Here is a 26,471-nt window from a genome sequence, read left to right on the forward strand (position 1 = left end):
GCCGTTCTGCTGGCGCGGGGTTGTTTTTCCTGCACCGGTTGTCGGCCACGGGTACCGCGGACGCAGCTTACCAAGCCGCCATTGGTACCGGACCAGGGCAAAACGGGATAGTACCGCGCGTAAATGTCATTGCTTCGCTGCCCGATGGCAAGCATTATGTCGCTGGTCTGTTTAATCAATTCAACAGTGTGGGGGCTCCGGCCCTGCTGCGCCTAAACGCCAACGGAACCCGCGACAACACGTTTGTCCCCAGCCTGAGCAATACGTCTATGGCCCGGGTGCTGCCGCTGGCCAGTGGCAAAGTGCTGGTAACGGGCGTGAATACCAACGGCCAAAGTAACAACCTGGCCCGGCTTACGGCTACCAGTGGGCTGGACGCAACCTTCGCCGCCGGCATCAATAGCTTCAGCCAATTTGCCTTAGCTGAGCTACCCAACGGCCGGATTCTGGTCGGGGCAGCGCGCTGGTACCCAGCGGCCCGGCCCGCGGCCCGCTGGTGCGCCTCAATCCCGACGGTACAACTGACAATTCGTTTGTCAACGCCTTTGGTCCAACCGGCGCGACCATCAATACGGTGGCCGTGCAGCCCGATGGCGCCTTCCTGGTGGCGGGCAATTTCACGCAGGTGAACGGGCAAACCCGCCCGGGGCTAGCCCGTCTGACGGCCCCCAACGTGCTGGCCGTCGGCAACAAGCAGCTGGAAGCCCGTACCGAAGCCTGGCCCGTGCCAGCCCACTCGGTGCTGAACCTGCGCCTTGATGCCGACGGCCAGCCCCGCACAGTAACGCTCCTCGACGCCCTGGGTCGGGCTGTGCTCACCCAAGTCGTCACCCAGCCCAGCCTCGCGCTGCCTACTCAGCACCTGCGCGCCGGGGTATACCTGCTGCGCGTCGATTATGCCGATGGCGCCGCGGTGCGGCAGGTCATTGTTGAATAGATAAGAGAGGAATTGCCGCATATAAAAAGGCCCTGGCAAAACATGGCGCCAGGGCCTTACTTTTACCCGGCACCGGCCGGACCGCAAAGGGCTAGTCTGCTGGCGTGCTGTTTGAATTTTATTTTCGTGCTCCTGATAAGAGTGTGGTAACTTGCTCACCAATAGTTTCTTTTACCTGATTCATATTATGCAGAATAAAATACTCTTCCTCGTATTGCTGGTCCTCTTATCTGTCCGGCTGGAAGGCTGGGCTCAGAGTGTGGACCCCACGTTTGCCCCGGTCAGCCTATTCGCTTCGGCTTCTGTAACGGCGGCTGTGCAGCAGCCTGATGGTAAATATGTGGTGAGCGGCAACTTCACCCGGATCAACGGCTCCTCAGCTTCTACTATTGTTCGCCTCAACGCCAATGGCACCCTCGACGAGAGTTTCGCTCAGAATTTGCGAACCCGCTCGCCCGTTTCAGCTTTGGCCGTATTGCCCAATGGGCAGATTATGGTGGCCTCGCCGGGCACGCTCGTTCTTAATATTAATGGGCAGAGCTATTCCAACCTGGTTAAGCTGAATGCCGACGGGACCGTGGCCGATGGGTTCGGGACCGGGGCTGCGGGCGTGATTCAGTCAATAGCTGCGCAGCCGGATGGCAAAGTGCTGGTAATCGGTGCTTTCACAACCTTCAATGGTTCGCCCGCACCGGGCATGGTGCGCCTCAATGCCAATGGCACGGTGGATCAAGCTTTCCAAACGGCTTTGGGCACGGGCTTTACCGGCGACGTGTACGTACTGGCTCTGGAAAGCAACGGACGAATTCTGGTAGGGGGATGTTCACTGATTTTAACGGTACGGGCCGTAAAGCCCTGGTGCGGCTGCAAACCACGGGCGCACTGGATACGAGCTACAATCCCAACGTTGATACCACGCCCCGCCCTTACGTTGCCTTGCTGGCCGTTGACCCTCTTACAAACCAGGCTGTTGTGAATGGCCAGTTAGGAGAGTTAACCCGGCTGAACCAGGATGGTACCATTGATAACTCCTTCCAGACGGCGGCAACAAGCTACTGTATTGGTCTTACTGGGGCCAATAACCGCCGCCTCATTGTGGATCGGTTGCGCCGGGTGTGGTATGGGCGCGGCTGCGTGACCGCAGGCAGCACCGAGTATCTGGTGCGGTACCTGTCCAATGGCAACGTAGACCCGCAGTTCTCGGCCGCCGGGGCCAGCAATGGAACGGTGAATGTGCTGTTTCAACAGGCCGACGGACTTATTGTAGCCGGCGGCAATTTCAACCAGTTCCTCGGAGTGGCCAATGCTCCGCTAGTGCGGTTTACCGACCAAAACTTCGTGCAGGTAGATGCTACCTTCCGCCCCACTCTGGATGCCGTAGGTTCGGTACTGAGAACCGTGCGGCAAGCAGACGGGAAACTGGTTATTGGCGGCGTATTTCGCGAGGTAAACGGGCAGCCCGCTGCCAATCTGGCCCGGCTTAATGCCGATGGCACCCTGGATGCCGCCTTTACTGTGCCAGCCGTAAATGGTCCGGTGCAGAGCCTGGCTCTACAGGCCGATGGTAAAATCGTTTTGGCCGGCGACTTCTCGACGGTAGCGGGTGTAAGCTCCCCCAGTATTGCTCGGCTGCTGCCCAATGGTACCTACGACCCGGGCTTTACCAGCAACGTTGTCAGTAACCGCGCTGTCACGGCATTGGCCATTCAGCCCGACGGTGCTATTTTGCTGGGTGGTAATTCGGCGCTGACCATCGGGGGCGTAGTGCCTTCTTGCACCGCCTGCTGCCCAACGGGCAGGCCGACGCAACCTACGGCCAGAACAACGGTACCGGCCCCACCGGGTCCATGCGCGACATTACCTTGTTGCCCGATGGCCGCCATTATGTGTGTGGGTTCTTCTCTCGGCTAAACGGGGTGACGGTTGAGGGCGTAGCCCGCCTGCTGCCCAGCGGCGCCCTCGACCCGTCCTTTACGCCTACGACCAGCAATACAACCCGGACTATTTTCAGAGCATTGCCCTGAGTAGTGGTCAGGTATTGGTGGCGGGCGCATTCACCACCTTTGGTACCACAGCCCGCACCAATCTGGTGCGGCTCAATGCCAACGGCACCATTGATCCAAGCTTCGACGCCACCCTAACCACGGGTCAGGTTTCCGCCATTTACGAGCAGGCCGACGGTAAAATCATTGCTGCCGGCATTGGCAATCAAGTAGCCGGCACCAACCTGAACACCCTGTTTCGCCTGAACCCGAACGGCAGCCTCGACAACAGCTTTAACGCCACTGCTGGCCAGATCGACGCCGTTGTGCAGTCCTTCCTGGTGCAGCCCGATGGTAAGCTGATTATTAGCGGCAGCTTCAGCCAGGTATATGGGCAAAGCCGTCCGTCAATAGCCCGCATTACGGCGTCCGGCGTACTGGCCGTGGCCAATCAGCAGTTGGACGCCCGCACCCAGGCTTGGCCGGTGCCCGCGCACGAAACCCTGAACCTGAGCCTGGATGCAGCGGCCAAACCGGAGTCGGTGGAACTGCTCGACGCGCTGGGCCGCGTGGTCCTGACCCGCCGCGCTACTGCCCCTGAGCTAGCGCTGCCCGTGCGCCAGCTTAAGGCCGGGGTATACCTCCTACGTGTACGCTATGCCACGGGCCCCGTCACCCGCCGCGTGGTAATCGAATAAAAGGTAGCAGTCCTTTCAGCCGAACCGGTTATTCACACGAGTTCTTGCCCACCTGCCTGGACAATGTGTGGCTAGGTTGGTGACAGAATTACTACGCTCTCCTCTTCTTCTACTTGCATTCTATGTTACTTCGCTTACACCGCTTATTGCTCGCTGTAGGTCTTGCCGTGGTTGTTGCCCCTGCGAGCCGGGCTCAGTCCATCGACCCAAATTTTTCCGTGGCCGATATCGATCAGCCCGCGACCGTGGCAGCTATGCTGCGGCAGGCTGATGGTCGGTACATCATCAGTGGTAACTTCCAGAAAGTGAATGGCACGGCTGCTACTGGGCTTATCCGGCTGAATGCTGCTGGAGTGCTGGATCAGAGTTTTACCACGGCCGCTGCGGTGCAAACTCCACCCGATGCCCTGCGCCTTTTACCCTCCGGACGAATTCTGCTCTTCAGCCCGGGTACGCTCACCGTGGGTGGTCAGGCTTTTCGCAACCTTGTGCAGCTGAATGCTGATGGTACGCTGGGGCCGGCGCTGGCCACGGGTACGGGCACCAACAACTTTGGCGCCCAGGCAGTAGCCGTGCAGCCGGATGGTAAGATTCTGCTCGGTGGGTTGTTCACGTCTTTCAACGGGGTAGCCGCGCCCTACCTGGTACGCCTAAACGCTGACGGAAGCGTGGATACGCCGTTTATGACCAACCTGGGCACCAGCTTTACGGGCGGAGTAAGAACGATGGTAGTGCAGCCCGACGGTAAAATCGTGCTCGGCGGGCATTTCCAGAATTTCAACGGCACGGGCCGCCACCTGCTGGTGCGCCTGAATGCTGATGGTACCTATGACAACAGTTTTGTACCGGCCGTAACGGGTGGCCCCGATGCCTACGTGGCTCACCTGGCCCTGGACCCCCGCAACAATGACGTGATTGTGGAAGGCGTGCTACTGCGGTTCACCACGGGAGGGGCTCGGTCCCTGTTCCGCCTGAAAACGGATGGCAGCGCCGACTCGCAGTTTTCCCCTGGGTTGGGCCATACTGGGTGCTACCTGAACAACTTGACCGGCAACGACCAAATGACCGTCGATGCCCAGGGGCGTATTGTGCTGGGCGGCTGCTTCGAGAAATTTTTAGGTTCCCCTGCTTCGCCTGTTACCAGCTTAGTGCGTTTGCAGCCCGACGGGCAACTCGACGCGCAGTTTGCTACCGGGCCTACGCTGCTGGGCTCTATTAACAACGTGCAGCTGGAGCCCGATGGCGGCGTAACGGTGGCCGGGAATCTAAGAGCAGCCTTTGGCCTGCCCGGGGCCAGTGTGGTACGGCTCACCGCTACGGCCCAGCCCGACCTGGCTTTTCAGCCGGAACTGGTAACTCCCGGCCGCGTGGCCAAGCTACTCCGGCAGGCGGATGGCAAGCTGCTGGTCGGGGGCCGCTTTACCAGTATTCAGGGGCAGAGGGTTAGCAATATAGCGCGTCTGAATGCCGATGGTTCCCGCGACGCCTCCTTTGCCACCACGGGGCCCAACGCCGCTGTGGAGGCGCTGGCCCAGCAGCCCGACGGCAAAATCCTGATTGGCGGCCGCTTCTCGGAAGTGGCCAGCAACCCTGCTGCTCTGGTAGCGCGGCTAGAGGCCGATGGCCGCTACGATGCGTCATTTGCGGCGGGCTTTGTGCATAATGGTACCAGTAGTCAGATAACCGCTGTAGCCCTGCAGCCCGACGGCAAGGTGCTGGTTGGCGGGGTTAGCCTGACTTATACGGGTACCTTTGGCGACGCGCTGCACCGGTTGTTGCCCACGGGCCAGCTCGATCAGGCCTATGAAAACAACCTGCAGGCTAATCCAAAGCAAGTTCAGGTATTGAGCCTGAAGGTTCTGGCCGACGGCCGGGCCTACGTGGGCGGCTCCTTCACGCCCTCCAATGGCAGTGCCTACACTGGGAGCGGCTTGCTGCGCCTGCTGGCCGATGGGCGGCCTGATGCTGGTTTTACGCCAGGAACCTCCAGCGTTAGTGTCGTGGTAAATGACGTGCTGCCCCTGGCCAACGGGCAGGTGCTGGTTGGTGGACACTTCAGCAACTATAATGGGGCAAGCCGGGTGAATATGGTGCGGCTGAATGCTGACGGTAGCGCCGACCCGGGCTTCAACGCCAATATGGCATCTAGCGCCATTAGTAGCACCGGCGTCAGCTTCATAGCGCCCCAGCCCAACGGCCGTTTACTTATTGGCTCGGGCCTTACCATGCGCATTAACGGGGTAAACCAGGGCACCTTGATGCGGCTGCTCCCGAACGGCGACCTGGATGCTTCTTTTGCCAACAGCACAACCCTGGTAAACGGACAAGTGAACAGCGCCATCGTGCAGCCCTCCGGTGAAATCATTGTGGGCGGGCAGTTCAGCCAGATTGCGGGCCAAACGCGCTGGTCGGTGGCCCGCCTGACGGCCCCGCAGGTGCTAGCCGCTGAGCCTACAGTTGCCGATGCTACTACCGGTATCTGGCCCAGCCCGGCCCACGACCAGCTGCACCTGCGGCTGAACATGACTCTGCAGCCCCGGCAAGTTGAGCTTCTGGACCTGACGGGCCGCTGCCTGCGCCAGACGGCGGCCCCGCAGGCCAGCACCGAGTTGTCGGTGCGGGGCTTGGCTGCGGGCGTGTACCTACTGCGTGTCCATTACGCGGCCGGGCCCATGACGCGCCGCATTGTGGTAGAGTAGCCGGATACTGCGGGGTGCTTTGGAAGAAAGCCGCCGTGCCTTATGGGGGTGCGGCGGCTTTCTTTTGTTAACGCGGGGCCAACGAAATACGGGATACCTACGGCGGGGCCGCTACATCGACCTTCGGATCCTGTGGTAGTGCTCGACTTCAACCAGGCCTATAACCCATACTGCGCTTACGCGGCTAGCGGCAAGTGCTCCTGCCCAATACCACCGACCGAAAATCGTCTGCCCGTAGCTATTCGGGCCGGGGTGCGTAGCGACCATTAAGTCATGCAGGTTGGCAGAAAGTGCCGGGGCGCCGTATAGGCTCACGGTATGCGCTATATTTCTCTCGACCTCGAAACCACCGGCGGAAACCCCGGCCGCCACCAGATTCTGGAGCTGGCCGCCGTCGTAGAAGATACCAAACACCTGCGGCCGTTGGCGGAGCTGCCCGCGTTTCGGCGGGTGGTGCGCCACCCCGATTACACGGGCACGGCCGGCGCCCTGGCCCTCAATGCCCGTTTGCTGGAAGAGCTGGCCCGCAAGGAACCCAACCCCGAGCTGTGCCTGCCCGAGGAGCTGATGCCGCAGCTGCGCGAGTTTCTGCTACTGCACGGCTTCCGGCCCGACAAGAAAGACTGCGTAGCCGTGACGCTGGCGGGCAAGAACATCGGCTCCTTCGACGTGCCTTTTCTGCGGCTGCTGCCAGGCTGGGGCACCCTGGTACGCCACGAGCCCGCCCTGCTCGACCCGGCCGCCTTTTACCTGAACTGGCGCAAAGACTCCCGCCTGCCCACCATGAGCATCTGTAAGGCCCGCGCCCACTTCGCCGACGATACCGTGGCCCACCAGGCCCTGGCCGATGCCCTGGACGTGGTGCAGCTGCTGCGGCCGTTCTATGAAATGCCGCTGTATAAGCAGGTAAACAACGCGGAAGAGCTGGATTGAGGGTAGAAATAAGGACTACATTTGTCGGATGTCCTTATACTTTCCTGCATGAAAAAACCCTTACACCTTTTATTACTTCTTCTGGGCGCCAGCTACAGCGGGCGGGTAGCCGCGCAGGTGCCTGATGCCTCCTTTGCCAGCAACGGCGTGTATGCGCCGGCCGAGGTATACTCGTCGTTGCAACAAGGCGACGGTAAACGCGTCATCAGTGGCTCTTTTACCCGCATTAACGGTACGGCTGCCTACGCGCTGGCCCGCTTTGATGCCACTGGAGCTCTGGATCTGGGCTTTACTCAAAACGTGGGCAGGGCCAGCGAAATTCTGAAAGTCCATCTGCTGGCTAGCTCCCAGTACCTGTTAGTTTCTACCTTCGACACCGTGCGCGCCGGTGGGCTTACCCGCCTGAACCTGTTACGCCTCAATGCTGACGGTACCGCCGATGCCAGCTTCAACACGGGAGGCTTGGCTATGGCGCAGGGTAAGAGAGGTTGGATAGATGATGCCCAGGAGCTGAACAACGGTCAGATTCTGGCGGCGGGCTACTTTGATAGCTTTAATGGAGCTGCCGTCAGCAACATCATGCGCCTCAACAGCGACGGTACAGTAGACACTAGCTACAAGCTCGGCACCGACCCAAGCGAGGAAATAACGACCCTGGTAAAGCAGCCCGATGGCAAGATTCTGCTTTGTGGCTACTTTAATTCGTTCGATGGCCGTCCCTGTCCGGGCCTAGCTCGCCTCAATGCGGATGGCAGCTTCGATACCAGCTTCGTACCAGCCCTGGCAATGGGTAGCACCACGGCCAACATAACGGTGCAGCCCAATGGTAAGCTCCTTGTAGATGGAGTGCTTGGTTTGGCCTCCGGTGTAGCAAGCTTGGCCCGACTAAATGCCGACGGCTCGCTGGATAACACTTTTACTTTCCCCAGAATAAGCACGCTTGCCCTGAGCCAGCCGTATTTCAACAACACGGTGCAAGTGCAGCCCGATGGCAAAATTCTCATTGGTGGCTCTTTCTCGTTAGCTAATGGTGGTCCGGGCAATGGAATAGCCCGCCTGAATGCCGACGGTAGTACCGATGCTTCCTTTCAAGTAGGTACCGGCATAGGCAATACAGGCAGCATTGGTCGTCCATATACGCTGACCCTGCAAGCCAATGGAACGGTGCTGGTGGGCGGCCCCTTCTATCTGTTTGGTTCTCGCGATGATGCTCCGCTGGTGCAGCTTACCAGCACGGGGGCTCTTGACCCTACTTTTGCTCCCACGGTGCTAAAACCGGCTAACATTGGCAACATCGTTCAGCAAGCCGATGGAAAACTGGTTGTTTCCGGCAACTTCACAGAATTCAATGGGCAACGGGTGCACCGCCTGGCCCGCCTAACAGCCAATGGGGCATTGGACGCAGCATTTAGCACTACGGTAGGAACGTCTCTGTTGACTCCAACCACGGCCGTACCCCAGCCCAACGGCAAAATTATTGTCACTACCAGTACAACGGTGAGGCGGTATAATGCCGACGGGACCCTTGACCCCAGTTTTGCTGCCGTCACTGTCACCGGTGGCTCAATAAACGCCCGGCCGGTGTTGCAGCCCGATGGAAAAATCCTGATTGGGGGCTCTTTCACACAGGTAGGTAATGTGAACGTGTACGAGAGGCCAGTAGCCCGGCTCAACCCCGACGGTACGGTCGATACTTCTTTCAACCTGGAAGAAATATCAAATCTTGACGGGATTAGTACCGTGTATGCTTTAGGATTGCAGGCCGATGGCAAGGTCGTAGTAGGGGCTTTACACAACATTTGGGATCTGTATATGAGCCGGTATTCCAGCACCGGAGCTCTGGATAATACCTTTGCCGTTACGGCCGTAACGAACCCTGGTACCAACCGTTTAGGCGCTGTATATGACATCGTGCAGCAGCCCGATGGCAAGATGCTGGTGGGCGGGCCGTTTGAAAAATACGGTACCGCTTCGTACTCGGGCCTGGTACGCCTGACCAGCAACGGCGTGCCCGATCCGGCCTTCGCCCAGGTGGCTCCCTTGCGCGGCGTAATCAACCGAGTGGTGGTACAGCCCAACAACCGTATCCTGCTTGGGGGTAACTTTGTAAGCACCGCAGTGCCGGCCCACAACAGCCTCATGCGCCTGCTCCCCGATGGACAGATTGATGCCAGTTTCGCGCCTACAGCCAAGCCCGATGCTACGGTCCGAGCCATTGTAGTGCAGCAAGACGGCAAGATCGTGCTTGGCGGAGAGTTTACCCGAATCAGCAACCAGGCCAGCATCAGCATCGCCCGTATTATGGCCTCGAATGTGCTGGTGATAACTGAGAAACAACTCGAAGCCCGCACCCAGGCCTGGCCCGTGCCCACTCACGGAACTTTGAATCTCTCCCTCGACGCTGTTGCTCAGCCAGAGTCGGTGCAGCTGCTCGACAATCTGGGCCGCACGGTGCTGAGCCAGAAAGTCACGCAGGCCGAAACGACCTTGCCTTTGCGGCAGGTGAAAGCTGGGGTGTATCTGCTCCGCGTCAACTACGCCAGTGGCCCCGTGACTCGCCGCGTGGTGGTCGAGTAAAAGTTATTTGTGTAGAAAGAAAAAGGCCTGAACCATGTTGGTTCAGGCCTTTTTCGTTTTGCTAGAAACTGCGAAATGAGCTTACCAGCTGCCGCTGGCCCCGCCGCCGCCGGAGGAACCGCCCCGAAGCCGCCGAAACCACCGCCTCCGCCGCCGCCAAATCCTCCGCCGAAGCCGCCACCGCCAAACACGCCGCGGCCGCCGCTGAAGTCGCCGAAGATGATGGGCGGCATCATGCCGCCGCGGAATCCGCCGCCCCGGCCCCCGCCACCACCGCGGCTGCGCATCAGGATAAAGAGCACAATGACGCCGATAACCAGCCAGAACATCCAGCCCGAGCCGCCGGATTCGCCGCGGCGCTGCTGTTGCCGCACCGGGGCCTGGTCGGCCTGGTACTCGCCCTTAGCCAGGGCAATAAGTTGGTCGGTGGCCCGGTCCAGGCCCTCGTAGTACCGCTGCTCCTTAAAAGCTGGAATGATGGTGTTGGAGATAATACGCTTGGCCAGGGCATCCGGAATAGCTCCTTCCAAGCCGTAGCCGGTTTGGATGCGGGCCAGGTGCTCCTTTTCAGCTACCAGCACCAGCACGCCGTTGTTTTTGCCTTTTTGCCCAATGCCCCAGCTTTCATAAAGCGTCTGGGAGTAGTTGGCAATGTCATCGTCGCCTAGTGTGGGCACGGTCACAACGGCAATCTGGGAGGATGTGGAATCGTTGTAGGCCACCAGCTTCCGTTCCAGAGCTTCCTCTTCGGCGGGCTGCAGCATGCCGGCCAGGTCATTCACCAAGCGGGGCGGGCTGGGCCGGGGCGGCACCTGCTGCGCAAACGTCAGGCTGGCGCTTAGCACCAGCCCTAGCAGCAGCAAGAGTACGTGTAAGCTGGGACGAAGCCTCAGCACAGGGAAAGGGTTACTCATACGCGTGGCGGCGCAGGGTCGCCGTAGGAAATAGAATCGTCAAGCTCGTTTTTGTCGGTCTTGGCGTTGTAAGGAAAGTAGCGCTTAAGCTGCTCGCCCACCATGCGCACACCCCGCTCCAGGCCTACCACGTACTTGCCGGCCCGGAAATGCTCCAGCACGGTTTCCTTGGTCGTTTCCCAGAAGTCGTCGGACACGGCCGCGTTGATGCCCGAGTCGCCGATGACGGCAAACTGCCGGGTTTGCCAGGCCAAGTAAAACAGCACGCCGTTGCGCTGGGCGGTATTGTGCATGCCCAGCTCGGCAAACACCTGGGCGGCGCGGTCCAGGGGCTCAGGCGTGGGGCAGGTATCTTCCAGATGCACCCGAATTTCCCCGGAGGTGGTGATTTCGGCTTGCCGGATGGCGGCCACCAACGCGGCTTCCTGCTCCGGGGTAATAGGATTGGTCATGACATCGGTTTTTGGTGAATCGTTTTCGGTTTTTGGCTTTGGCCAATAAAGAAGCCAAAACCAAAAACCAGAGACCAAAAACGAAGTTAGAACTGTACGGTAGGCGCCTTTTGCGAAGCGGCGTCAGCTTCGAAATAGGGTTTCTCCTTAAAGCCGAACATCCCGGCGAAAATGTTGTTGGGGAAAGACTTCACCGTGCCGTTGTAGTCGTTGGTGACGGTGTTGAACTTGTTGCGTTCCACGTTGATGCGGTTTTCGGTGCCCTCAATCTGAGCCTGCAACTCCTGGAAGTTGGCGTTGGCCTTCAGCTCGGGGTAGTTTTCCGACACGGCCAGCAGGCGACCCAGACCGGAGCTAACCTGGCTTTGGGCTTCCTGAAACTGCTTGATATTCTCGGGCGTCAGGTTTTCGGCCGAGAGCTGCACGCTGGTAGCCTTGGCGCGGGCATTGATGACATCGGTCAGCGTCGTTTTTTCAAAGTTGGCGGCACCTTTCACGGTATTCACCAAGTTTGGAATCAGGTCGGAGCGGCGCTGATAGGCACTCTGCACGTTGGCCCACTGGGCTTTCACGGCCTGGTCCTTCGACACCATGGTGTTGTAGCCGCAGGACGATTGGCTCAGCAGCACTACCAGCCCGATTAGGTACAGAAAAAGACGTTTCATGGGAAAAAGAAATAGGTAGTTGAAAGGAAAAGAAGAAAGAAGGGTGTCAGACAAGTGGGTCAGATAGGCAAACCGGAGGCCCAGGGCACGGTTGCTGTCGGGTTCCCAGTACGAATTCAGGTCATTGCGGTTGTATTATGGTCCGCTCCCGCAATGATTCACTATTTTGCGGACTTACGCATGTTTCATACCGCATGAAAGCTGTTATCCCCGTCGCTGGTATCGGTTCCCGGTTGCGCCCCCACACCCACACCCAGCCCAAGTCGCTGGTACCGGTGGCCGGCAATACCATTCTGGGTCATATCATTGACCGCCTGCAGGACGCCGGAATCGATGAGTTTGTGTTCATCATCGGCTACCTGGGCGAAAAAATTGAAAGCTACGTTCGGCGCTACTACCCACAGCTGCGCTCCACCTTCGTTATCCAGGAGCCGCGCGAAGGCATCGGGCACGCCCTGTGGCTGGCCCGCGACACCTTCCGCCACGACCAGGACGGGGTGCTCATCATGCTCGGCGACACCATCGTGGACGTGGACCTGCGCGAGCTACTCCGCACCGAAGGCAACGTGCTGGCCGTGAAGGAGGTCAAGACGCCGTCAATATTCGGGGTGGTGGAAACCAGCAACAGCGGCCGGGTAACCAAGGTGATTGAGAAGCCCCGGATTCCGAAGTCGAACTACGCGCTGGTGGGCTTGTACAAGATTGCCGACCCGGCCTGGCTGGCTTCGGCCCTGGAGCGAATCATCGAGCAGGACCTGCGCACCCACAACGAGTTCCAGCTCACCGACGCGCTGATGCTCATGATTCAGGACGGCGCCCAGATGACCACCGCGCCCGTAGACCACTGGTTTGACTGCGGCCGCAAAGACTCCCTGCTCGAAGCCAACGCCAAGCTGCTCAACCGACCCGAATTCCTGGGCAATAAGTACCCCGAATTTCCGGATACCATCATTATTCCGCCGGTCAGCATCGGCAAGGACTGCCAGATTTCGCACTCCATCATCGGGCCCAACGTGGCCATCGGCGACCGGACCATCGTGAAAAACACCATCCTGAGCGACTCCATTATTGGCTCCTACAGCGAGCTACGCCAGGCCGTGATGCACGACTGTATCGTGGGCTCCGACGCCTCGTTCCGGGGCCTGAACCACAGCCTCAACATCGGCGACAACACCGAAATCGACTACAGCTAGCCGACAAGAGCCACGTCATTTGCCGCCGCTACCAGATTGAAATATCCGGTAGCGGCGTTTTCTTTAGCCTCCAAATCATGCCTACGGAAATATGAGCGAGGAATTTAAGTTTCAAACCAAAACGGAGTCGGAGGGCAAGGTGCTGATGCTGGGCGGCCGGATCTGTGACTGGCTCCCGATACTGGACACGCCGGCCCTGCGCGCCGTGGAAGAAGTGAAAGGCCGAATGAGCGTGCTGAACGCGCTAATCAACATTTCCTTTCAGGCGCCTATTGACATTATCCGCGACTGGCTGACCCGGCACGATTTGCTGGTATTCCTCTCGCCGGAGGAAGAAGCACTGCTTGACAAAGACAACGACGAGCTAACCGAGCAGGAGCTAATAAACCTGCGCTGGAGTCTGGAAAGTCTCTGGGCCATGATGTGGGCTACCGGCATGACCGACGAGCTGCAACCCACCGAGTGGTGCGGCGACGACATGGCTTCCCTGCTCCCGAACCTGGAACAGAACGAAGACAACACCAAGCTGGCGCAGGTCCAGGCGCTCCGCCCGGCTGCCGAGCTCTACCGCATGCTCGACTACTATTACCGGCTGCACTGGTACTGCGTGGATGAGCGCCTGAACGGCCGCGAAGCCCTGGTGTCGGAAAGCCTGGTGTATGAGCGCCGCAAGGCCCTGGAATGGATTTTCAACCGGGCCGAGGAGTGGGACAACGTGGAGATGAGTACCTAGGCGACCCTTCCTACTCGTACTTCGGCGTTACGAGCGAGTAGCGCGCCGCCCCGCCCACAGTATCAACGTACAGGGTAAGCCGGCTGCCCAAGTCAGAAGCAAGGTGAAACCGGACCTCGCTAGGGCGCTGCGGAGCGACAAACTTGCGCAGCCGGTTCACGCTGACGGGCCGGTGCGCCAACGGTTTGTCGCGGGACAGCACCCAAAGAACCTTATTACCCGCGTCGAATAAATAGTGGGAGCGGGTTTGGGCCAAGTACTGGTGAATGAAGCCGTAGCCCATTTCGGCCTGAAACCCTTGAAAGTTGGAGCGCCCGATTTCACGGCCGTTCAGGTCGAGCAAGTAAGCGTTGGGGCCTGCTATTTCCCGGCTGGTCATTCCGCCATCCGCATCCAGGTAGGTTTCTCCGTTATACACTGCCAGTACGGTATTGTCGTCAATGAGTAGCGCACCGGCTGTTTCCTGGTTTTTGCGAGCCAGCTTTACGTGCCTGCCATCGGCATGCACGATTTCGTAGGAGGTGAGCAGGGTGCGGCCGTCCGGGTCAGCGTGATGTCGTCTGTGGCCCCAAAAGCCCAGCCTTGCGGCCCAATGTGGCGCACTTTGCCGGTAGCGGCGTCGAGCAGCAGCAGCGCTTCGCCACCATCGTCGGTGTCGTGCAGGTAAAAAGGAACGACGAAGACCAGGGCGTTAAACTTGGGCAGATAGCCGTAAAAGTCGGGAGCGGCGGCAAAGGACTCGTTGACGTGGTCTTGCCCTAGAGCAGCGGCAAAGTCGGCTTTGTGCAGCGTTGTCGTGAATTTTGGTTTGCCATTAGCTGCCACCAGGCGCACGGTGTAGTTCACGTCGTAGCCGTAGCTGCCCTCCAGCGCCATAGCCTCCGACTTTGCCGTGGCTACCTCAGTTGAGTCGGTTGGGTCTTTGGGTACGGGCAGGCGGCGGCTGGCGTCGGTGGTGGCGCTGGTCAGCACCCGGTACTGTTGGCTTCCGATGGTGACTAGCGGCGGGCGACGGGTAGAATCGGCCTGGGAGCGTAAGGTCACGAAAGCTGCGGCCGTATCGGCTACGGCGGGGCCCAGGCGGCGCGGCGCGGCGGCGGGAGGAGCTACTTCCGCGGGAGCAATAGGGACGAAGTGGTAGCTGCGGGCTGCCGCGATTCGCAGCTCAGCAGCGCGGCGCTTAGCAGCAGAGCTGCTACAAATGATTTAGGCATAATTACAGGCTAACCAGCCAAGCCCACCGACGAGCCCCAAGCTGGGCGCTACAAGATGCGCAACTGCCTGCTGATAACCCAGTCTGGCGGAAGCAAGTAGAGTTCAGTTGCCACTTCACCTAAGCCAATTGCCGGTCTTTGGCACAGTTTTAAGCACCTGACGGGCACAACCTTGCTACGGTCTGCGGGCCGGCATGCGGTTTTTGCCGTAAAATTTTATAGCCTTACGTACGTTCCACCCACAACCTGCCGGCCGTGCTGGCAGTACGCAGAGGGCGGCGCTCCGTCGACGGCTCTTAATTTGTTCGAATGCATTTGACCAGTTCTTTCCGTCTGCTCCCAGCTCTGGCCCTTGGGCTGCTGTTGTTACCCGGCTGCTACTCCCGCAAGGATATCAAAGAGGAGGCCGGGGCCGAAACTCCCACGGAGGTACCCCCACGGAAGCGCCCGGGCTGTGGCGCCCAAAGAATCTACGGCGGAGGTTGCTCCCACTGCGGCCAGCTCTGGACCACTGGCTCAGGTCAACGTGTTTCTGGAAGTATCGGGCTCCATGGAAGGCTTCATGCCCAAAACCGGGGCCAGCGGCTCCAATACCCGCTTTCAGCAGCACGTGGCGCAGTTTCTGTCGGAAGTAAACCGCAGCTCGGCGGCCCGCAAAAACTTTCTGCGCATCAAGGAGAAGCCCTACCGTGACTCCTACCAGCAACTCTCCCAGACCGTGCGCGGCGGCATTCAGCAGCCGGCCAGCAGCACCGATATTCCCACGGTGCTCGATACGCTGGTGGCCAACTACTACGCGCCCAACTCGGTCAGCGTGCTGATTTCGGACTTTATCTACTCCCCGAAAAACGCTGGCGCCATTCCCTACATCAGCACCGACATTACCGACGCCCTCAATCGGGCCCAGCAGCAGGATCTGGCCGTGTCGGTGTATGGCTACACCTCTGACTTCCGCGGTACCTACTACCCGGCTCTGACCTCAAGCGTGAAGCGCATCAACAGCTGCTGCGACACGGATATTCCCTACTACTTCTGGGTAATCGGGCCCGCCGATGCTGTGCGCCGCTTCGATAATGCCCTGCTCGAAAAGCAGCCGGCCCAGCAGGCTCACTTTGGGGTGAAATATCCGGTGCCAACTTCTTCGCTGCTGAACCGCTTCCAGAACGTGGGCTCCTGGTACTACGGCGAGAAAGACGCCAGCAAGCGGGCCGCCGGCGCTACCTACCACACGGTAGCCGTCAGCAGCGTGTCGGCCAAGGAGCCGGTGGAGTTTGTGGTGGGCCTGGATCTGAAAACATTGCCTGGCCTGTACCGGGACGTAAAGTATCTGAAGCCCAACCTCAAACTGCAGGCCCAGGACACCGACGCCAAGATTATCGACGTCTTTGCGGCCAACGACCAAACCAAAAACAGCAGCGGGGCCGAAAATCAGTACACGCATTTTGTGAAAGTGCGCGTTACCAAGCTCGGCAAAGCTGCCCGCCCGCTCCAGCTCGTGCTCCAGAACCAGCGCCCAGCCTGGATAGGGCAGTGGACCACCAAGAATGACGGGAACATCAACCAGTCCGGCGCCAAGACCTTTGCTCTCACTTCCTTGCTCGACGGAGTGGAGGCCGTAACCACTGGTGAGCAAGACAAGGCCCCAATTTTCACCATTCCACTTACCCTGCAGTCGGCCGATTAACCCGGTAACGCACTCCGTCAATTCCCGTATCACCGGCACCCGCTCTACCGCTTTTCACCCTCGTTCCACGCTCCGCAAACCACCGTTTGCTCTACATTCCGCTCTATGAAAGGCTTCTTCCGCTTTATCTACGAACTCATTGGCTCACCCCAGCCCCGTCCGAAACGCCAGTATACCGGGACGTGATTTTTCCCAACGTGGGCCTGCTGACCCTGGGCGTATCGTTGGCCATGGTTCTTATTTTCTACTACCTCATCAACCGCGCCATGGGCGTAGCTACCTTTAACAAGGTGCGGCACTGGGTAATTTTCCTGGTTGTCAACGCTCTGCTGGCCTTCATCATCGGTATCTGGCAGGCCAACTCCCAGGCTGTGGCCTCCCACAGCTATATCTACTGGATGTCGACCTGGAACGCTATTCTGGGCTTGTTCTGGTTTTTCCTGTTCTCCGTCATCCTCAAGCGCGGCTCAACCAACGCCAGCACGACTCCTTTTTAAGGCTACAGAACTAAGTCCCCTCCTTAGATAAGGAGGGGTGCCCGAAGGGTGGGGTGGTTGAAAATCCAGAACAACTGACGCTCAACGACCTCCGTCAAGCCTACCCAAACTGCATCATCCCCGCATCATCTGCACAGGGGAGATTCGCCAAACTTCAACTCCAACATGGCTAAACTGTTCATTTTCGGCATTGGCGGCACCGGTTCCCGCGTTATTCGGTCCCTGACCATGCTGCTGGCCTCGGGCGTGAAGCTCGCCAACTGCGACCGGGTGGTGCCCATCATTATCGACCCCGACGCCCACAACGGCGACATGAACCGCACGGTCGACATGCTCAAGAGCTACCAGCAGATCTACCAGCGCCTAGGCAAGCGCGACGAGGGCTTCTTCCAGACTGACATCAGCACGCTCAGCAGCATCTCGGCCGACAACAACGGCGGCGTGAAGGACACCTTCGTGTTCGACTTCGGCGGCATCAACCAGAGCTTCCGCCAGTATCTGAGCTACGACCAGCTTTCCGTGGATTCCAAGGGTCTGGTGGAACTGCTCTTCACCCAGGACAACCTGGAAAGCCCGCTTACTATCGGCTTCCGCGGCTCGCCCAACGTGGGCAGCATCGTGCTGAACAAAGTAGTGGAATCGCCGGAAATCCGGTTTTTCGCCGACAACTTCCAGGCCGGCGACCGGGTGTTCTTCATTTCCAGCATCTTCGGTGGTACCGGCGCGGCCGGCTTCCCGCTGCTGCTCAAGAACCTGAAGGACCAGAATACCCGCCTGAGCAACGCCCGCTACCTGCGCGACGCCCTCACCGGGGCCGTGACGGTGATGCCCTACTTCGCCCTGCAGAGCGAGGACAACTCCATCATCGACTCCAACTCCTTCCTGACCAAAACCAAGGCGGCGCTCAGCTATTACGAGCACAACCTGCAGGGCCTCGACGCGCTGTACTACCTGGCCGACACGCCCGACACGCCCTACGAAAACCAGCCCGGCGGCACGGCCCAGCGCAACAAGGCCCACCTCATCGAGCTGCTGGCGGCCCTGAGCGTGGTCGACTTCATGCAGTACACCGATGCCGAACTGCGCAACGGCGGACCGCACTTCCACGAGTACGGCCTCGGCGTCGACACCCAGGAACTCAACTTCAGCCACCTGCCCGATGAGAGCCGCGAGCTGGTAGCCAAGAACCTGACCCAGCTGCTGTACTTCTCGCGCTACCATAAGCAGCACCTGCCCACCGACAAGGCGCCCTACTTCGACAACCTGAACCTGGACCACGCCCTGCGCAACGAGCCCATCTTCAAGGAGCTCAACAATTTCCTGCATAGCCCGAGTACGGCGTGGATGAGTGGCTGAAGGAGCTGGCCCAAAACCGCCGCGCCTTCCGCCCCTTCGACCTAACCACCGACGACTTCAACGCCATGATTGCCGGCAAGCCCGTAGAAAAGAAGTGGAACGACTTTTTCAACAAGGGTCTCAGCCAGAACTACTTCCTTAACCAGCTCAACGACGCGGCCAAGTCCGTGCAGGAGCCCGACAACTTCAAGAAGCTCGTGGCTTTGTTTGACAGGGTAACCGACAAAGCCTTTGAGGAAAAGGTGAAAGTCGTTTAGTAGAACGTCAACCTGGAACGTCATGCTGAGCTTGCCGAAGCATCTCTACCGCAATGGTAAAGTCTGTCTACTACTGCGGTAAAGATGCTTCGGCAAGCTCAGCATGACCGGCTAGCTTATTTGACGTTCATCCGCCGTTTCCCTTCCGGTGGCTCTCCTTATTAAAGCAAACTCCCGACAATGCCCAAAGTTCTTCGTCTTCATAACAACGGTTCCCAGCAGGTGCAGGGCTGGCAGAAAACCGCCCCCATCACCAGCACCGAAATCAATACCGTAACCGACCCCACGGGCGGGCGGGCCAAGAACGTGGCGGTCAGCATCCCGACGCCCTTTGCGCGGATGCACCTTTTTGAAACGGCCTTCGACTTCCTGGCCCGCGAAGGGCAGCGCAACCCGGCTCGGTCTACCACGAGCTGGTGTCGCACTTCTGGGACCTGTTCGAAATCCTCTACAACTACAACCTCTATACCCAGGCCGGCCGCAAAATCACCCTGCGCCGCTGGAACGTGGAGTCGGAGCTGCGGCGGATGCAGGGTGACGAAGGCACCCGCCTGCTGGGTGAAACCCTGCGCCTGTTCTTGCAGGACGACCGGTTCCGCGACTTCTCGGACATGTACCTCGTTTTCTACGAGTCGCCGAACCTGCCCGGTGGCCCGCAGCTGCTGGGTGGCACCTCGCCGCTGACCATGTTCTTCACGGCTCCGGCCGTGCGCCGGCTGGACTTGGAGCGCGCCCAGGCCCGCGGCCATTACTTTGATGATCAGGTGGTGCTGCTCGAAGACCGTTCGCCGGCTTTCCGGGAGTTTGTCTACGAGCTGTTCCTGGCGTATCCGCAGCTGCAACGCCGCGACTTTGCCGGCAGCGTGTTTGCCGGATTGGACCGCAACATCATCAACCAGATGCAGATGCGGGGCGACCATACGGCCCAGCAGTTTGCCACCAAGTACCCCGCCATTGCTGACTTCCAGGGCAACTTGGCCAGCGTGAAGCACGTGCCCCTACCGAGCCGCGCCGATCAGTCGGCCGTGACCAGCTCGGACCTGTTCATCGCGCCCACGCGGCAAACCAACCAGAGCCGGCCCACGCCGCTGGTGCTGCGCCCCAACCTCACGATGCAGGGCGCCAACTACCTCAACGGTCAGCCCTGGGACGACCGGACGCCGGTGCCCTACGCTGACGAGCTGACCCTAGAAAACCGCGTGCTGCCCGGCAAAGGCTTCAAGTATCCGTACCTAACCGTGGGCGACTTCCTGGAAGACGCCCTGGTGGAGCTGCCCTACGAGCTGAATTCGCAACGTTTCCACACCGGCAAGGTCACCTTCCAGTACGGAGCCGACACCCAGGGCCGGGCGCGCTTCCCCTATCTGCTGCCCCTGCGCCAGACCTTCTTCGAGTACTTCTCCGACCACGACCTGGCCGAGCTGCTCACCTTCACCATCGATTTGAACCACGTGCGCATCGCGCTGCGGATTCCGGTGCAGGGAGGCCGCTTCATCACCTTCGAGCGGAGCTATTACCAGAACCCCCAGAACCCCAAGGACGCCCAGGGTCGGGAGATTCCCGAGAAGGGCCGCATTGTGAAGGCCAACATTGGAATGGGCGTGTTCCCGTTCTACAAGATGCGCGCCCAGCCAGAGTACAACGACTTCTACAAGGTCATGCTCGTGGACGCCGACAACTCGCCCACGATGCTGCAGCGCCGCTACGACCTCACGTTCTTCGTGAACGGGGAGCGGCTCACCGACCAGGGCGCGGCCAAGAAAGCCACCAAGTTTGAGCGCACTCAGAAGAGCGTATCCACGGCTGGCAGCACCTACTACGAAATCACCGGGACGCACTTCGACCTAGCGGAGCTGACCTGCCCGCCCGCTTTTCACGGCGCACCGCCAGCTCGGGGCCTCATCGTGCCGCGCTGGCGGGAGCTGGACCGTGGCACCCGGCGCTTCACCTTCGCCGTCGACTTTGGTACCAGCAACACCCACGTGGCCTACGCGGATGGTCCCTCGGCCCACCCGCGCCCGTTTACCATCGGCGAAAACGACTTGCAGATGGAGCTGCTCAACGCCCCACTGCCCGACACCGGCTACTCGGCTTTCCAGCGCTACATGCGCGGCCCCGGCCAGCTGTTCGACATTCCGCTGATTCAAAACCGCGAATTCGTGCCCAGCATCATCGGGGAGGCCGGCTCGGTGTATGAATTCCCGATTCGGACGGCCGTGTGCGAAACGAACTCCTACGCCAACGAGCCGAGCAAGGTGCTGAGTAACATTAACATTGGCTTCAGCATCAACACCGAGACCGGGCAGCCGCCCCAGAACCGCTTCGTGACCAACCTGAAGTGGAGCGCCGAGTTGGACCCCCAGGGCGTGAACCGCATTGCGGCCTTCTTCAAGGAGATCTTGCTGCTGATGAAGCATAAGGCGGCCATGCAGGGCGGTATTCTGGAAGACACCCGCGTGGTGTGGTTTGCCCCACTGAGCTTTGATATGTTCCTGCGCAACCAGTTTCAGCAGGTCTGGGACGAGGCCTTCCAGCAGATTTTCCGGGCCCGCCGCCCCACCCAGTGCATTTCGGAGTCGGTGGCGCCGTACTACTACCTCACGGCCACCAACCAGGTGGTTCCCAACCGCGACGAAAACGTCATCAACATCGACATCGGCGGCGGCACCACCGACCTGCTGATTTTCGCCGAGCAGAAGCCGGCCTTCAGCTCCTCGTTCCGCTTCGCCGGCGACGACCTGTGGGGTGATGGTTACGCCCGCGTGCAAGGCGCGCCCAAGCAGAACGGTCTGTTGCGCCTCGGGGTACAGTACGTGGAAAGCCTGCCGGACTCCGAAGAAAACCAGGAGTACAAGGGCTACCTGCGCGCCGCCCTGCAAAACCCCGATTTCGGCTCGGCCGACGTGACCAGCCTGCTGTTCACCTACAACGACGCGCTGCGCTTCACCCAGAGCCTGGGCCTGGGCAAAGGGCGGCAGCTGCGGGTGTTGTTCTACCTGCACTACACGGCCATCGTCTACCACGTGGCCCAGCTCGTGCAGCACCTTGGCCTCAAGCCCCCGCGCTACCTGTGCTTCTCCGGTAAGGGTAGTTTGTACCTGCGTCTGCTCAGCGGCGGGGCCAGCATGGCGGCCATTGAGAAAATCAGCAAGGCCGTGTTCAAGGCCGCGACGGGCCAGGAAGCTCCCCAGAACTTCCGTGTGATTTTGGCCGACAACCCCAAGGAAGCCACCACCAACGGCGGCGTACTGTTCGAGGAAAGCGCTACCAGCGCCGCCGACTTCGACCAGATCCGCACCGTGAAGCTCAACGGCGCCACCGAAGGCCAGGACATCGACACGGCCCGCCTGAAAATGCCCCAGGTGGATGCCGACCTCAAGCAGAGCGTTATCGACAACACCCGCCGCTTCCTGGAAATCGTGCTCGACAACGACGACGTGGCCCCGCTTATGCGCGAGGTGGGCGTGGACGTGGACCGCACCCGCATCAAGGAAATCCTGCTGCGCGAAATCGAGGACAGCCTCAACCTGGGCCTGCACCAGATTGGCCGTAATCTCGGCCAGGGCGAAACCCTACCCGAAACGCTGTTCTTCTACCCCATGAAGCAGGCGTTGTATAACCTGAGCCGGGAGCTGATTTCGAACGGGTAGGAATCAAATCAGTAGTTGATAGTGCTGCTGACTTATGAAATACATCTGCAAGTTGTTTCTGCTTCTTCTCCTGCCCCTGAGCTCTTGCTTTTGGGGCAGTGAGTTTGAAGAGAAACACATTACTGGCAAGTATTACACTTCAGGGTATGAGCATTGGCAGCAGCCTATGAGTGCAGTTTATCTGTATTTCAAAGAAACTGATGATGAGGTATCCGAAGCGTTAATTCCGGAGATGCTTGAAGCAGTGGGAGCCAATGAGAGGAATATAGTCTTGAAAGGCTTTGGTGAAAACCATTACTACATTGCTAGAATAGTATCCGACGCCGACCGGAATACCGCACGTAAGAATATTCTTGGCCCGCTTGATAAGAGTACCTTTTATCAAAAACTGCGACAGATGAACGGTGATACGGCCCTATGTTTCACGCACCATTACCAGATGTTGTAGCCCGTCTACTTTCCTTTCCCCTTCATATGACTTTTCCCCGCCGCCTTTTCTTACTCTTTAGCATCCTGCTGCTAACGGCTTCCCGCCTATCGGCCCAAACGCCCTTGGGTCAGCCCACGCTCGACGAGCAAAAGGTGCAGATCTGGTGCGCTACGGCCCGCTACGTGTACGACGACAACAACCGTCCTAATCTCAAGAACAGCCTGAACTGCGGCGGGTCGTTGCAAGACTTCGTGAGCAGCATCAAGGCTGACAGCCAGAAGGTGTACAGCATGCTGTATCAGCCGCTGGAAGGCAAGGGCACGATGTATAAAGGCCTGGGCTCGGATAAGTCGCGCCTGCAGAAGCTGACTACTGAAATCATCACCAAGCTCCAAGCTTCGCCAGCCCGCCGCGCAGATGCAGCCCGCATGGCCAAGCTCACCACCCTCAAAGGCCAGCTCGACGCCTACGTAACCAACGGCACCCCGCCCGCCGACCTGAACGAGGACGTAACCGCCGGCGCGACGGATACCGAAGAAGCTGCCGTTGTGGATGAAGCCGCTCTGGCTACGACCGACGCCGGAGTAGGGCAGGGGGCTGTGGAAGCTAATACCGTGGCTCCTCGTCCGGCGGCCAGTGAAAGCCTGATGAGCAAGCTGTTTGCCCCGCTGGCGTTGATTCTGTCCTTGCTAAGCATTTTTCTCTACGTGATGCTGCGCCGCAGCATCAGCGCCCTGGGCACCCGCGCCGACCGGCACCGCAGTGAGCTGGAATCGGTGAAGGCGGCGGCTCTGAGTGGTAGTGCACCCTCGGCGGGTGTAGTGGCCGCCAACGCTTCCAAGCGAATGACGCCCGAGCTGCAGCGCGAAATTGAGCGAATCGTGCAGCAGCGGGTTGCCGAAGAACTTGCCAAGCAGCAGTCGGCTCCAATAGTTCCCGCACTTAAGGCAGAGGCCCCAGCCCCGCGTCAGGCTGCTCCCGTAGCTCAAGCTCCTAATCGGGCCACGAATGTGCCGAACCGTGCTGCCGGCCCTCCGGCCCCGTCCGCCAGGCGGCTCCGGCTCCGGCGCAGCCAGCACCCGCTCCAGCTCCGGCGCCGCCGGTGCAGAACCAGTTTCAGAACATTGCCTCTGCGCCTACGACGTACGCCCCGCCGCAGGTTCCGATGCACGAAACGGCGCAGACACCCCAGCCCATTCCTTCGGGCTCCCCGGCTTCCGCTCCGCGCGACGACTTTGACAGCCTCGTGCCACCCGTGCAGCTGCCCGGTCCCGAAACCTGGGAAACGCCAGCGCCTGCTGCCCCAGTAGTACCTGCTCCCGCACCCATGCCGACGCGCTACTATGTGAAGGTGCCCGTCAACGGCGGTTTCAGCGAGTACGACCTGCAGGACCAGCCCCAGCACGACAGCATCTACGAAATCATAACGGACGCAAAAGTGCCCGAGCGGGCTACGTTCCGCGTTACTTCCAACACTGGCGTCCACGCCTACGCCATTCAAAGCGCCCAGTATTCCCTGCGCGAGGCCTGCGCCTACCAGCAGCCCAACGGCCCTGTGTCGCGCATCGTCACCGATAAGGACGGCACGCTGGTGAAGAGCAACGGCGCCTGGCAGATTGAGCAGAAAGCGGCTATTCACTTTGAGTAGCCGTGGCGCTAAAAAAGAAAAATGGTGGTTTTGAATTGCCAATAATCGGGTTGCGGGTAGCGCAGATTGTCTATTCTGGGCGCTTAAAACTGGTTTTTGATGATGCTGAACAAAGCCGGCTCGATCTTGACGGCGCATTCAGTATTACCCGTTATGATCAAACCATTCGTTTCGAGCCACTTTCCAAAGAGGCTTATATGTGTGGCTACGATATCTTGAGCTTAGGAATTAAGGCGGCAACGGGCGGCACTCATGGGACGCTGCTGCTCGTTTTTGAAAATGGCTGGGAACTGTACGTAGAGGACGGCCCGTATGAGAATTGGCACTACACGAAAAGAAGCCTTTGTAATCCTTCTGCCAACCTGTATGTGCATGGCGGGGTAGGCCAAACATCTTATTGAGCGAGGAAGATGGCTACTACGCATTGTTAACCTAAGGCAATAGTATGTAGCTTCGTAGCCTTATGCTCGAAATCATTCTCGAAGTCGTTGTGGTCGCCATCGTGGTAGGTCTGCAGATTCGCACGTTTCTGCAAACCCGCACTCAGGCCCTGCGACTCAGCCAGCTCTACCCAACCCGCGACGCCCTGCGCGTGGAGCGCCGCCTGGTTACGCCGGCCGGCATCGACTTGCCCGACTACGCCGCCGACGCCCCGGCCGACTCCTTTCTGGTGGACATCATTAAGGCCGACAACGTGTCGGAGGGCTTCCGCGAGATTATCGACGATACCAACGGCTACCTGCGCTACAACAAGGGCGCGGCTGATTTTAGCATTCTGAAGGACATTTCTGAGCGCCAGAGTCAGGTGCTGGAAAACGCGGTGCAGGCCAACGTAGCTACCCCGCTCTACCTGGGCTTGCTCGGCACGTTCCTGGGCGTAATCCTGGGCTTGGTGGGCATAGCCCGCAATGGCGTATCGGACGACGAAGCCCTGACACCCTTCCTCACCGGCGTACTCATTGCCATGACTGGCTCTTTCGTAGGCCTGCTGCTCACGTTGCTCGGCAACGGGGTGGTGCGCAACGCCCACCAGAAGCTCGACCAGGCCCAGAACAACTACTACACTTTCCTGCAAGCCCGCCTGCTGCCCATTCTGCACTCGGATATGGCCGGCAGCCTCTCGAATCTGAAGGCCGTACTCGACGCTTTCAACCAGGATTTTGTCAGCAAGGTCACCGTCTTTGAGCCCGTCATTGGCACGCTCACCGAGAACGTGAAAGTGCAGCGCGACTTCCTGACGCGGCTCAATGAAATCGGGTTCGACAAGATGGCCAGCGCCAACGTGGCCGTGTTTGAGAAGGTGAGCCAGTCGGCCGAAATGTTCGGGCAGTTTGTGGGCTACCAGCAGCGGCTCAACCAGATGCTGGAAGACGGCACCGCCACGGCCCAGGCCGTCAGCAGCATCCTGGACCGCCTCGTGGGCTTCGAGCGAGGCATCAACAACGTGGGCAGTACATCGGCCAGCACGACAACCTGGTACAGGCCCAGCTCGACTTCTTCCAGCGCCACCAGAAGGAAATGGGCAACCTGGCGGCCCGCACCGAGCAGTATTTCGACGAAGCCACCGGCCGCCTCACCGATCTGATGCAGCAGCGCCTGAGCTTCCACGAGCGCGACGCTCAGCAGGCCTACGAAAAGTGGCAGCAGCACTTCCAGAAGCTCAACGAGGACAACGTCTTCGACCGAATCCGGCAGTACCTGGAGCCCTTCAAGACCCTCAACGGCCAGCAGGAAGCCCTGAACCGCGACGTAACCGCTACCCAGCGCGAGCTGCTGCGCAAAATCGAGCTGGACTCCCAGATTCAGGCCAAGCTGCTTTCCGAGCTAACCAACTTAAACACGGTGCTAGTGAAGGCCACGTCTAAAAATCGGTTCCAGCGGTTTATGGACAGCCTGTTCGGCGGCGTGAAGCCAGTATAGATCTTGATAATTAGAACGTCATGTCGAACGCA

The 26,471-nt window shown here is 59.5% G+C and carries 26 protein-coding genes and 2 pseudogenes; 23 read left to right on the forward strand and 5 right to left on the reverse strand.

Annotation, left to right across the window (positions count from 1 at the left end):
* Nucleotides 1–38: 38 nt before the first annotated feature.
* From MUN79_RS31725 to MUN79_RS06875, 10 genes and pseudogenes are all read left to right on the forward strand, one after another.
* A pseudogene (locus MUN79_RS31725) lies at nt 39–374 on the forward strand (delta-60 repeat domain-containing protein); the annotation flags it as partial.
* Between the two features lie 230 nt (nt 375–604).
* On the forward strand, nt 605–937 hold the full coding sequence (locus MUN79_RS06835; protein WP_244676986.1) for a T9SS type A sorting domain-containing protein: 333 nt from the start codon (nt 605–607) through the stop codon (nt 935–937).
* A gap of 187 nt (nt 938–1,124) precedes the next feature.
* Nucleotides 1,125–1,670: pseudogene (locus tag MUN79_RS06840) on the forward strand (delta-60 repeat domain-containing protein); the annotation flags it as partial.
* Nucleotides 1,671–1,756: 86 nt separating this feature from the next.
* On the forward strand, nt 1,757–2,848 hold the full coding sequence (locus tag MUN79_RS06845) for a delta-60 repeat domain-containing protein (protein ID WP_244676987.1): 1,092 nt from the start codon (nt 1,757–1,759) through the stop codon (nt 2,846–2,848).
* A 5-nt stretch (nt 2,849–2,853) separates the two neighbouring features.
* Complete coding sequence (locus MUN79_RS06850) at nt 2,854–2,961, forward strand: hypothetical protein (protein ID WP_244676988.1); 108 nt, start codon at nt 2,854–2,856, stop codon at nt 2,959–2,961.
* The gene (locus MUN79_RS06855) at nt 2,958–3,617 is read left to right on the forward strand and encodes a T9SS type A sorting domain-containing protein (protein WP_262923049.1); all 660 of its coding nucleotides are present in this window, start codon (nt 2,958–2,960) and stop codon (nt 3,615–3,617) included. Before MUN79_RS06850 ends, MUN79_RS06855 begins: the two co-directional genes overlap by 4 nt.
* Nucleotides 3,618–3,835: 218 nt before the next feature.
* Entirely contained in the window at nt 3,836–6,316 is a 2,481-nt protein-coding gene (locus tag MUN79_RS06860) for a T9SS type A sorting domain-containing protein (RefSeq protein WP_244676990.1), read from the forward strand.
* 42 nt (nt 6,317–6,358) lie between these two features.
* Complete coding sequence (locus MUN79_RS06865; RefSeq protein ID WP_244676991.1) at nt 6,359–6,586, forward strand: DUF1684 domain-containing protein; 228 nt, start codon at nt 6,359–6,361, stop codon at nt 6,584–6,586.
* Nucleotides 6,587–6,634: 48 nt separating this feature from the next.
* Nucleotides 6,635–7,249 (forward strand): 3'-5' exonuclease family protein, encoded by a 615-nt coding sequence (locus tag MUN79_RS06870; RefSeq protein ID WP_244676992.1) that lies wholly within the window; start codon nt 6,635–6,637, stop codon nt 7,247–7,249.
* Nucleotides 7,250–7,297: 48 nt separating this feature from the next.
* Complete coding sequence (locus tag MUN79_RS06875) at nt 7,298–9,826, forward strand: T9SS type A sorting domain-containing protein (protein WP_244676993.1); 2,529 nt, start codon at nt 7,298–7,300, stop codon at nt 9,824–9,826.
* On the opposite strand, the gene MUN79_RS06880 is transcribed toward MUN79_RS06875, so the two are convergent.
* The 3 genes from MUN79_RS06880 to MUN79_RS06890 form a co-directional block, all read right to left on the reverse strand.
* On the reverse strand, nt 9,784–10,689 hold the full coding sequence (locus tag MUN79_RS06880; RefSeq protein WP_244676994.1) for a TPM domain-containing protein: 906 nt from the start codon (nt 10,687–10,689) through the stop codon (nt 9,784–9,786). The two genes, MUN79_RS06875 and MUN79_RS06880, sit on opposite strands and share 43 nt — an antisense overlap.
* Nucleotides 10,690–10,736: 47 nt before the next feature.
* Nucleotides 10,737–11,192, reverse strand: a complete 456-nt coding sequence (locus tag MUN79_RS06885) for a TPM domain-containing protein (protein ID WP_244676995.1) — start codon at nt 11,190–11,192, stop codon at nt 10,737–10,739.
* Between the two features lie 86 nt (nt 11,193–11,278).
* Nucleotides 11,279–11,857 carry a LemA family protein gene (locus tag MUN79_RS06890; RefSeq protein ID WP_244676996.1) on the reverse strand — a complete coding sequence of 193 codons (579 nt, stop codon included), beginning with the start codon at nt 11,855–11,857 and terminating at the stop codon, nt 11,279–11,281.
* A 194-nt stretch (nt 11,858–12,051) separates the two neighbouring features.
* On the opposite strand from MUN79_RS06890, the gene MUN79_RS06895 reads away from it, so the two are divergent.
* Nucleotides 12,052–13,050 carry a sugar phosphate nucleotidyltransferase gene (locus MUN79_RS06895; RefSeq protein WP_244676997.1) on the forward strand — a complete coding sequence of 333 codons (999 nt, stop codon included), beginning with the start codon at nt 12,052–12,054 and terminating at the stop codon, nt 13,048–13,050.
* 91 nt (nt 13,051–13,141) lie between these two features.
* Nucleotides 13,142–13,783: a DUF4272 domain-containing protein gene (locus MUN79_RS06900; RefSeq protein WP_244676998.1), complete on the forward strand. Its 642-nt coding sequence runs from the start codon at nt 13,142–13,144 to the stop codon at nt 13,781–13,783.
* Between the two features lie 10 nt (nt 13,784–13,793).
* Here the strand turns inward: MUN79_RS06900 and MUN79_RS06905 are convergent, their stop codons facing one another.
* Both MUN79_RS06905 and MUN79_RS06910 read right to left on the reverse strand, forming a co-directional pair.
* Nucleotides 13,794–14,291: a hypothetical protein gene (locus tag MUN79_RS06905; protein ID WP_244676999.1), complete on the reverse strand. Its 498-nt coding sequence runs from the start codon at nt 14,289–14,291 to the stop codon at nt 13,794–13,796.
* The gene (locus MUN79_RS06910) at nt 14,267–14,827 is read right to left on the reverse strand and encodes a hypothetical protein (protein WP_244677000.1); all 561 of its coding nucleotides are present in this window, start codon (nt 14,825–14,827) and stop codon (nt 14,267–14,269) included. The genes MUN79_RS06905 and MUN79_RS06910 overlap by 25 nt, the downstream gene beginning before the upstream one ends.
* A 624-nt stretch (nt 14,828–15,451) precedes the next feature.
* On the opposite strand from MUN79_RS06910, the gene MUN79_RS06915 reads away from it, so the two are divergent.
* The 11 genes from MUN79_RS06915 (at nt 15,452) to MUN79_RS06965 (ending at nt 26,439) form a co-directional block, all read left to right on the forward strand.
* Nucleotides 15,452–16,681 carry a hypothetical protein gene (locus MUN79_RS06915; protein ID WP_244677001.1) on the forward strand — a complete coding sequence of 410 codons (1,230 nt, stop codon included), beginning with the start codon at nt 15,452–15,454 and terminating at the stop codon, nt 16,679–16,681.
* Between the two features lie 182 nt (nt 16,682–16,863).
* The gene (locus tag MUN79_RS06920) at nt 16,864–17,178 is read left to right on the forward strand and encodes a hypothetical protein (protein ID WP_244677002.1); all 315 of its coding nucleotides are present in this window, start codon (nt 16,864–16,866) and stop codon (nt 17,176–17,178) included.
* 165 nt (nt 17,179–17,343) lie between these two features.
* Nucleotides 17,344–18,534, forward strand: a complete 1,191-nt coding sequence (locus MUN79_RS06925) for a hypothetical protein (RefSeq protein WP_244677003.1) — start codon at nt 17,344–17,346, stop codon at nt 18,532–18,534.
* Nucleotides 18,519–18,791, forward strand: coding sequence for a hypothetical protein (locus tag MUN79_RS06930; RefSeq protein ID WP_244677004.1), 273 nt, complete (start codon nt 18,519–18,521; stop codon nt 18,789–18,791). Before MUN79_RS06925 ends, MUN79_RS06930 begins: the two co-directional genes overlap by 16 nt.
* A gap of 416 nt (nt 18,792–19,207) precedes the next feature.
* Nucleotides 19,208–22,441, forward strand: coding sequence for a hypothetical protein (locus tag MUN79_RS06935; protein WP_244677005.1), 3,234 nt, complete (start codon nt 19,208–19,210; stop codon nt 22,439–22,441).
* A gap of 34 nt (nt 22,442–22,475) precedes the next feature.
* A complete protein-coding gene (locus tag MUN79_RS06940; protein ID WP_244677006.1) occupies nt 22,476–22,889 on the forward strand; it encodes a hypothetical protein in 414 nt (137 codons plus the stop codon).
* 26 nt (nt 22,890–22,915) lie between these two features.
* Nucleotides 22,916–24,181, forward strand: a complete 1,266-nt coding sequence (locus tag MUN79_RS06945) for a hypothetical protein (RefSeq protein WP_244677007.1) — start codon at nt 22,916–22,918, stop codon at nt 24,179–24,181.
* 17 nt (nt 24,182–24,198) lie between these two features.
* Nucleotides 24,199–24,519, forward strand: coding sequence for a hypothetical protein (locus tag MUN79_RS06950; protein WP_244677008.1), 321 nt, complete (start codon nt 24,199–24,201; stop codon nt 24,517–24,519).
* A gap of 2 nt (nt 24,520–24,521) precedes the next feature.
* Nucleotides 24,522–24,920, forward strand: coding sequence for a DUF6188 family protein (locus MUN79_RS06955; RefSeq protein WP_244677009.1), 399 nt, complete (start codon nt 24,522–24,524; stop codon nt 24,918–24,920).
* 62 nt (nt 24,921–24,982) lie between these two features.
* Nucleotides 24,983–26,104, forward strand: coding sequence for a hypothetical protein (locus tag MUN79_RS06960; protein WP_244677010.1), 1,122 nt, complete (start codon nt 24,983–24,985; stop codon nt 26,102–26,104).
* Complete coding sequence (locus tag MUN79_RS06965) at nt 26,038–26,439, forward strand: hypothetical protein (protein ID WP_244677011.1); 402 nt, start codon at nt 26,038–26,040, stop codon at nt 26,437–26,439. The genes MUN79_RS06960 and MUN79_RS06965 overlap by 67 nt, the downstream gene beginning before the upstream one ends.
* Nucleotides 26,440–26,471 lie beyond the last annotated feature (32 nt).

Origin of the sequence: Hymenobacter cellulosilyticus, assembly GCF_022919215.1 — a bacterium.
Lineage (GTDB): Bacteria > Bacteroidota > Bacteroidia > Cytophagales > Hymenobacteraceae > Hymenobacter > Hymenobacter cellulosilyticus.

What these genes read in the sequence shown, in the direction of transcription:
- MUN79_RS06890 (WP_244676996.1), bottom strand. Translation starts at nt 11,857, where the DNA reads ATGAAACGTCTTTTTCTGTACCTAATCGGGCTGGTAGTGCTGCTGAGC.
- MUN79_RS06895 (WP_244676997.1), top strand. Translation starts at nt 12,052, where the DNA reads ATGAAAGCTGTTATCCCCGTCGCTGGTATCGGTTCCCGGTTGCGCCCC.
- MUN79_RS06870 (WP_244676992.1), top strand. Translation starts at nt 6,635, where the DNA reads ATGCGCTATATTTCTCTCGACCTCGAAACCACCGGCGGAAACCCCGGC.
- MUN79_RS06865 (WP_244676991.1), top strand. Translation starts at nt 6,359, where the DNA reads ATGGGGGTGCGGCGGCTTTCTTTTGTTAACGCGGGGCCAACGAAATAC.
- MUN79_RS06960 (WP_244677010.1), top strand. Translation starts at nt 24,983, where the DNA reads ATGCTCGAAATCATTCTCGAAGTCGTTGTGGTCGCCATCGTGGTAGGT.
- MUN79_RS06845 (WP_244676987.1), top strand. Translation starts at nt 1,757, where the DNA reads ATGTTCACTGATTTTAACGGTACGGGCCGTAAAGCCCTGGTGCGGCTG.
- MUN79_RS06875 (WP_244676993.1), top strand. Translation starts at nt 7,298, where the DNA reads ATGAAAAAACCCTTACACCTTTTATTACTTCTTCTGGGCGCCAGCTAC.
- MUN79_RS06945 (WP_244677007.1), top strand. Translation starts at nt 22,916, where the DNA reads ATGACTTTTCCCCGCCGCCTTTTCTTACTCTTTAGCATCCTGCTGCTA.
- MUN79_RS06900 (WP_244676998.1), top strand. Translation starts at nt 13,142, where the DNA reads ATGAGCGAGGAATTTAAGTTTCAAACCAAAACGGAGTCGGAGGGCAAG.
- MUN79_RS06950 (WP_244677008.1), top strand. Translation starts at nt 24,199, where the DNA reads ATGCCGACGCGCTACTATGTGAAGGTGCCCGTCAACGGCGGTTTCAGC.
- MUN79_RS06925 (WP_244677003.1), top strand. Translation starts at nt 17,344, where the DNA reads ATGGCTAAACTGTTCATTTTCGGCATTGGCGGCACCGGTTCCCGCGTT.
- MUN79_RS06885 (WP_244676995.1), bottom strand. Translation starts at nt 11,192, where the DNA reads ATGACCAATCCTATTACCCCGGAGCAGGAAGCCGCGTTGGTGGCCGCC.
- MUN79_RS06965 (WP_244677011.1), top strand. Translation starts at nt 26,038, where the DNA reads ATGGGCAACCTGGCGGCCCGCACCGAGCAGTATTTCGACGAAGCCACC.
- MUN79_RS06940 (WP_244677006.1), top strand. Translation starts at nt 22,476, where the DNA reads ATGAAATACATCTGCAAGTTGTTTCTGCTTCTTCTCCTGCCCCTGAGC.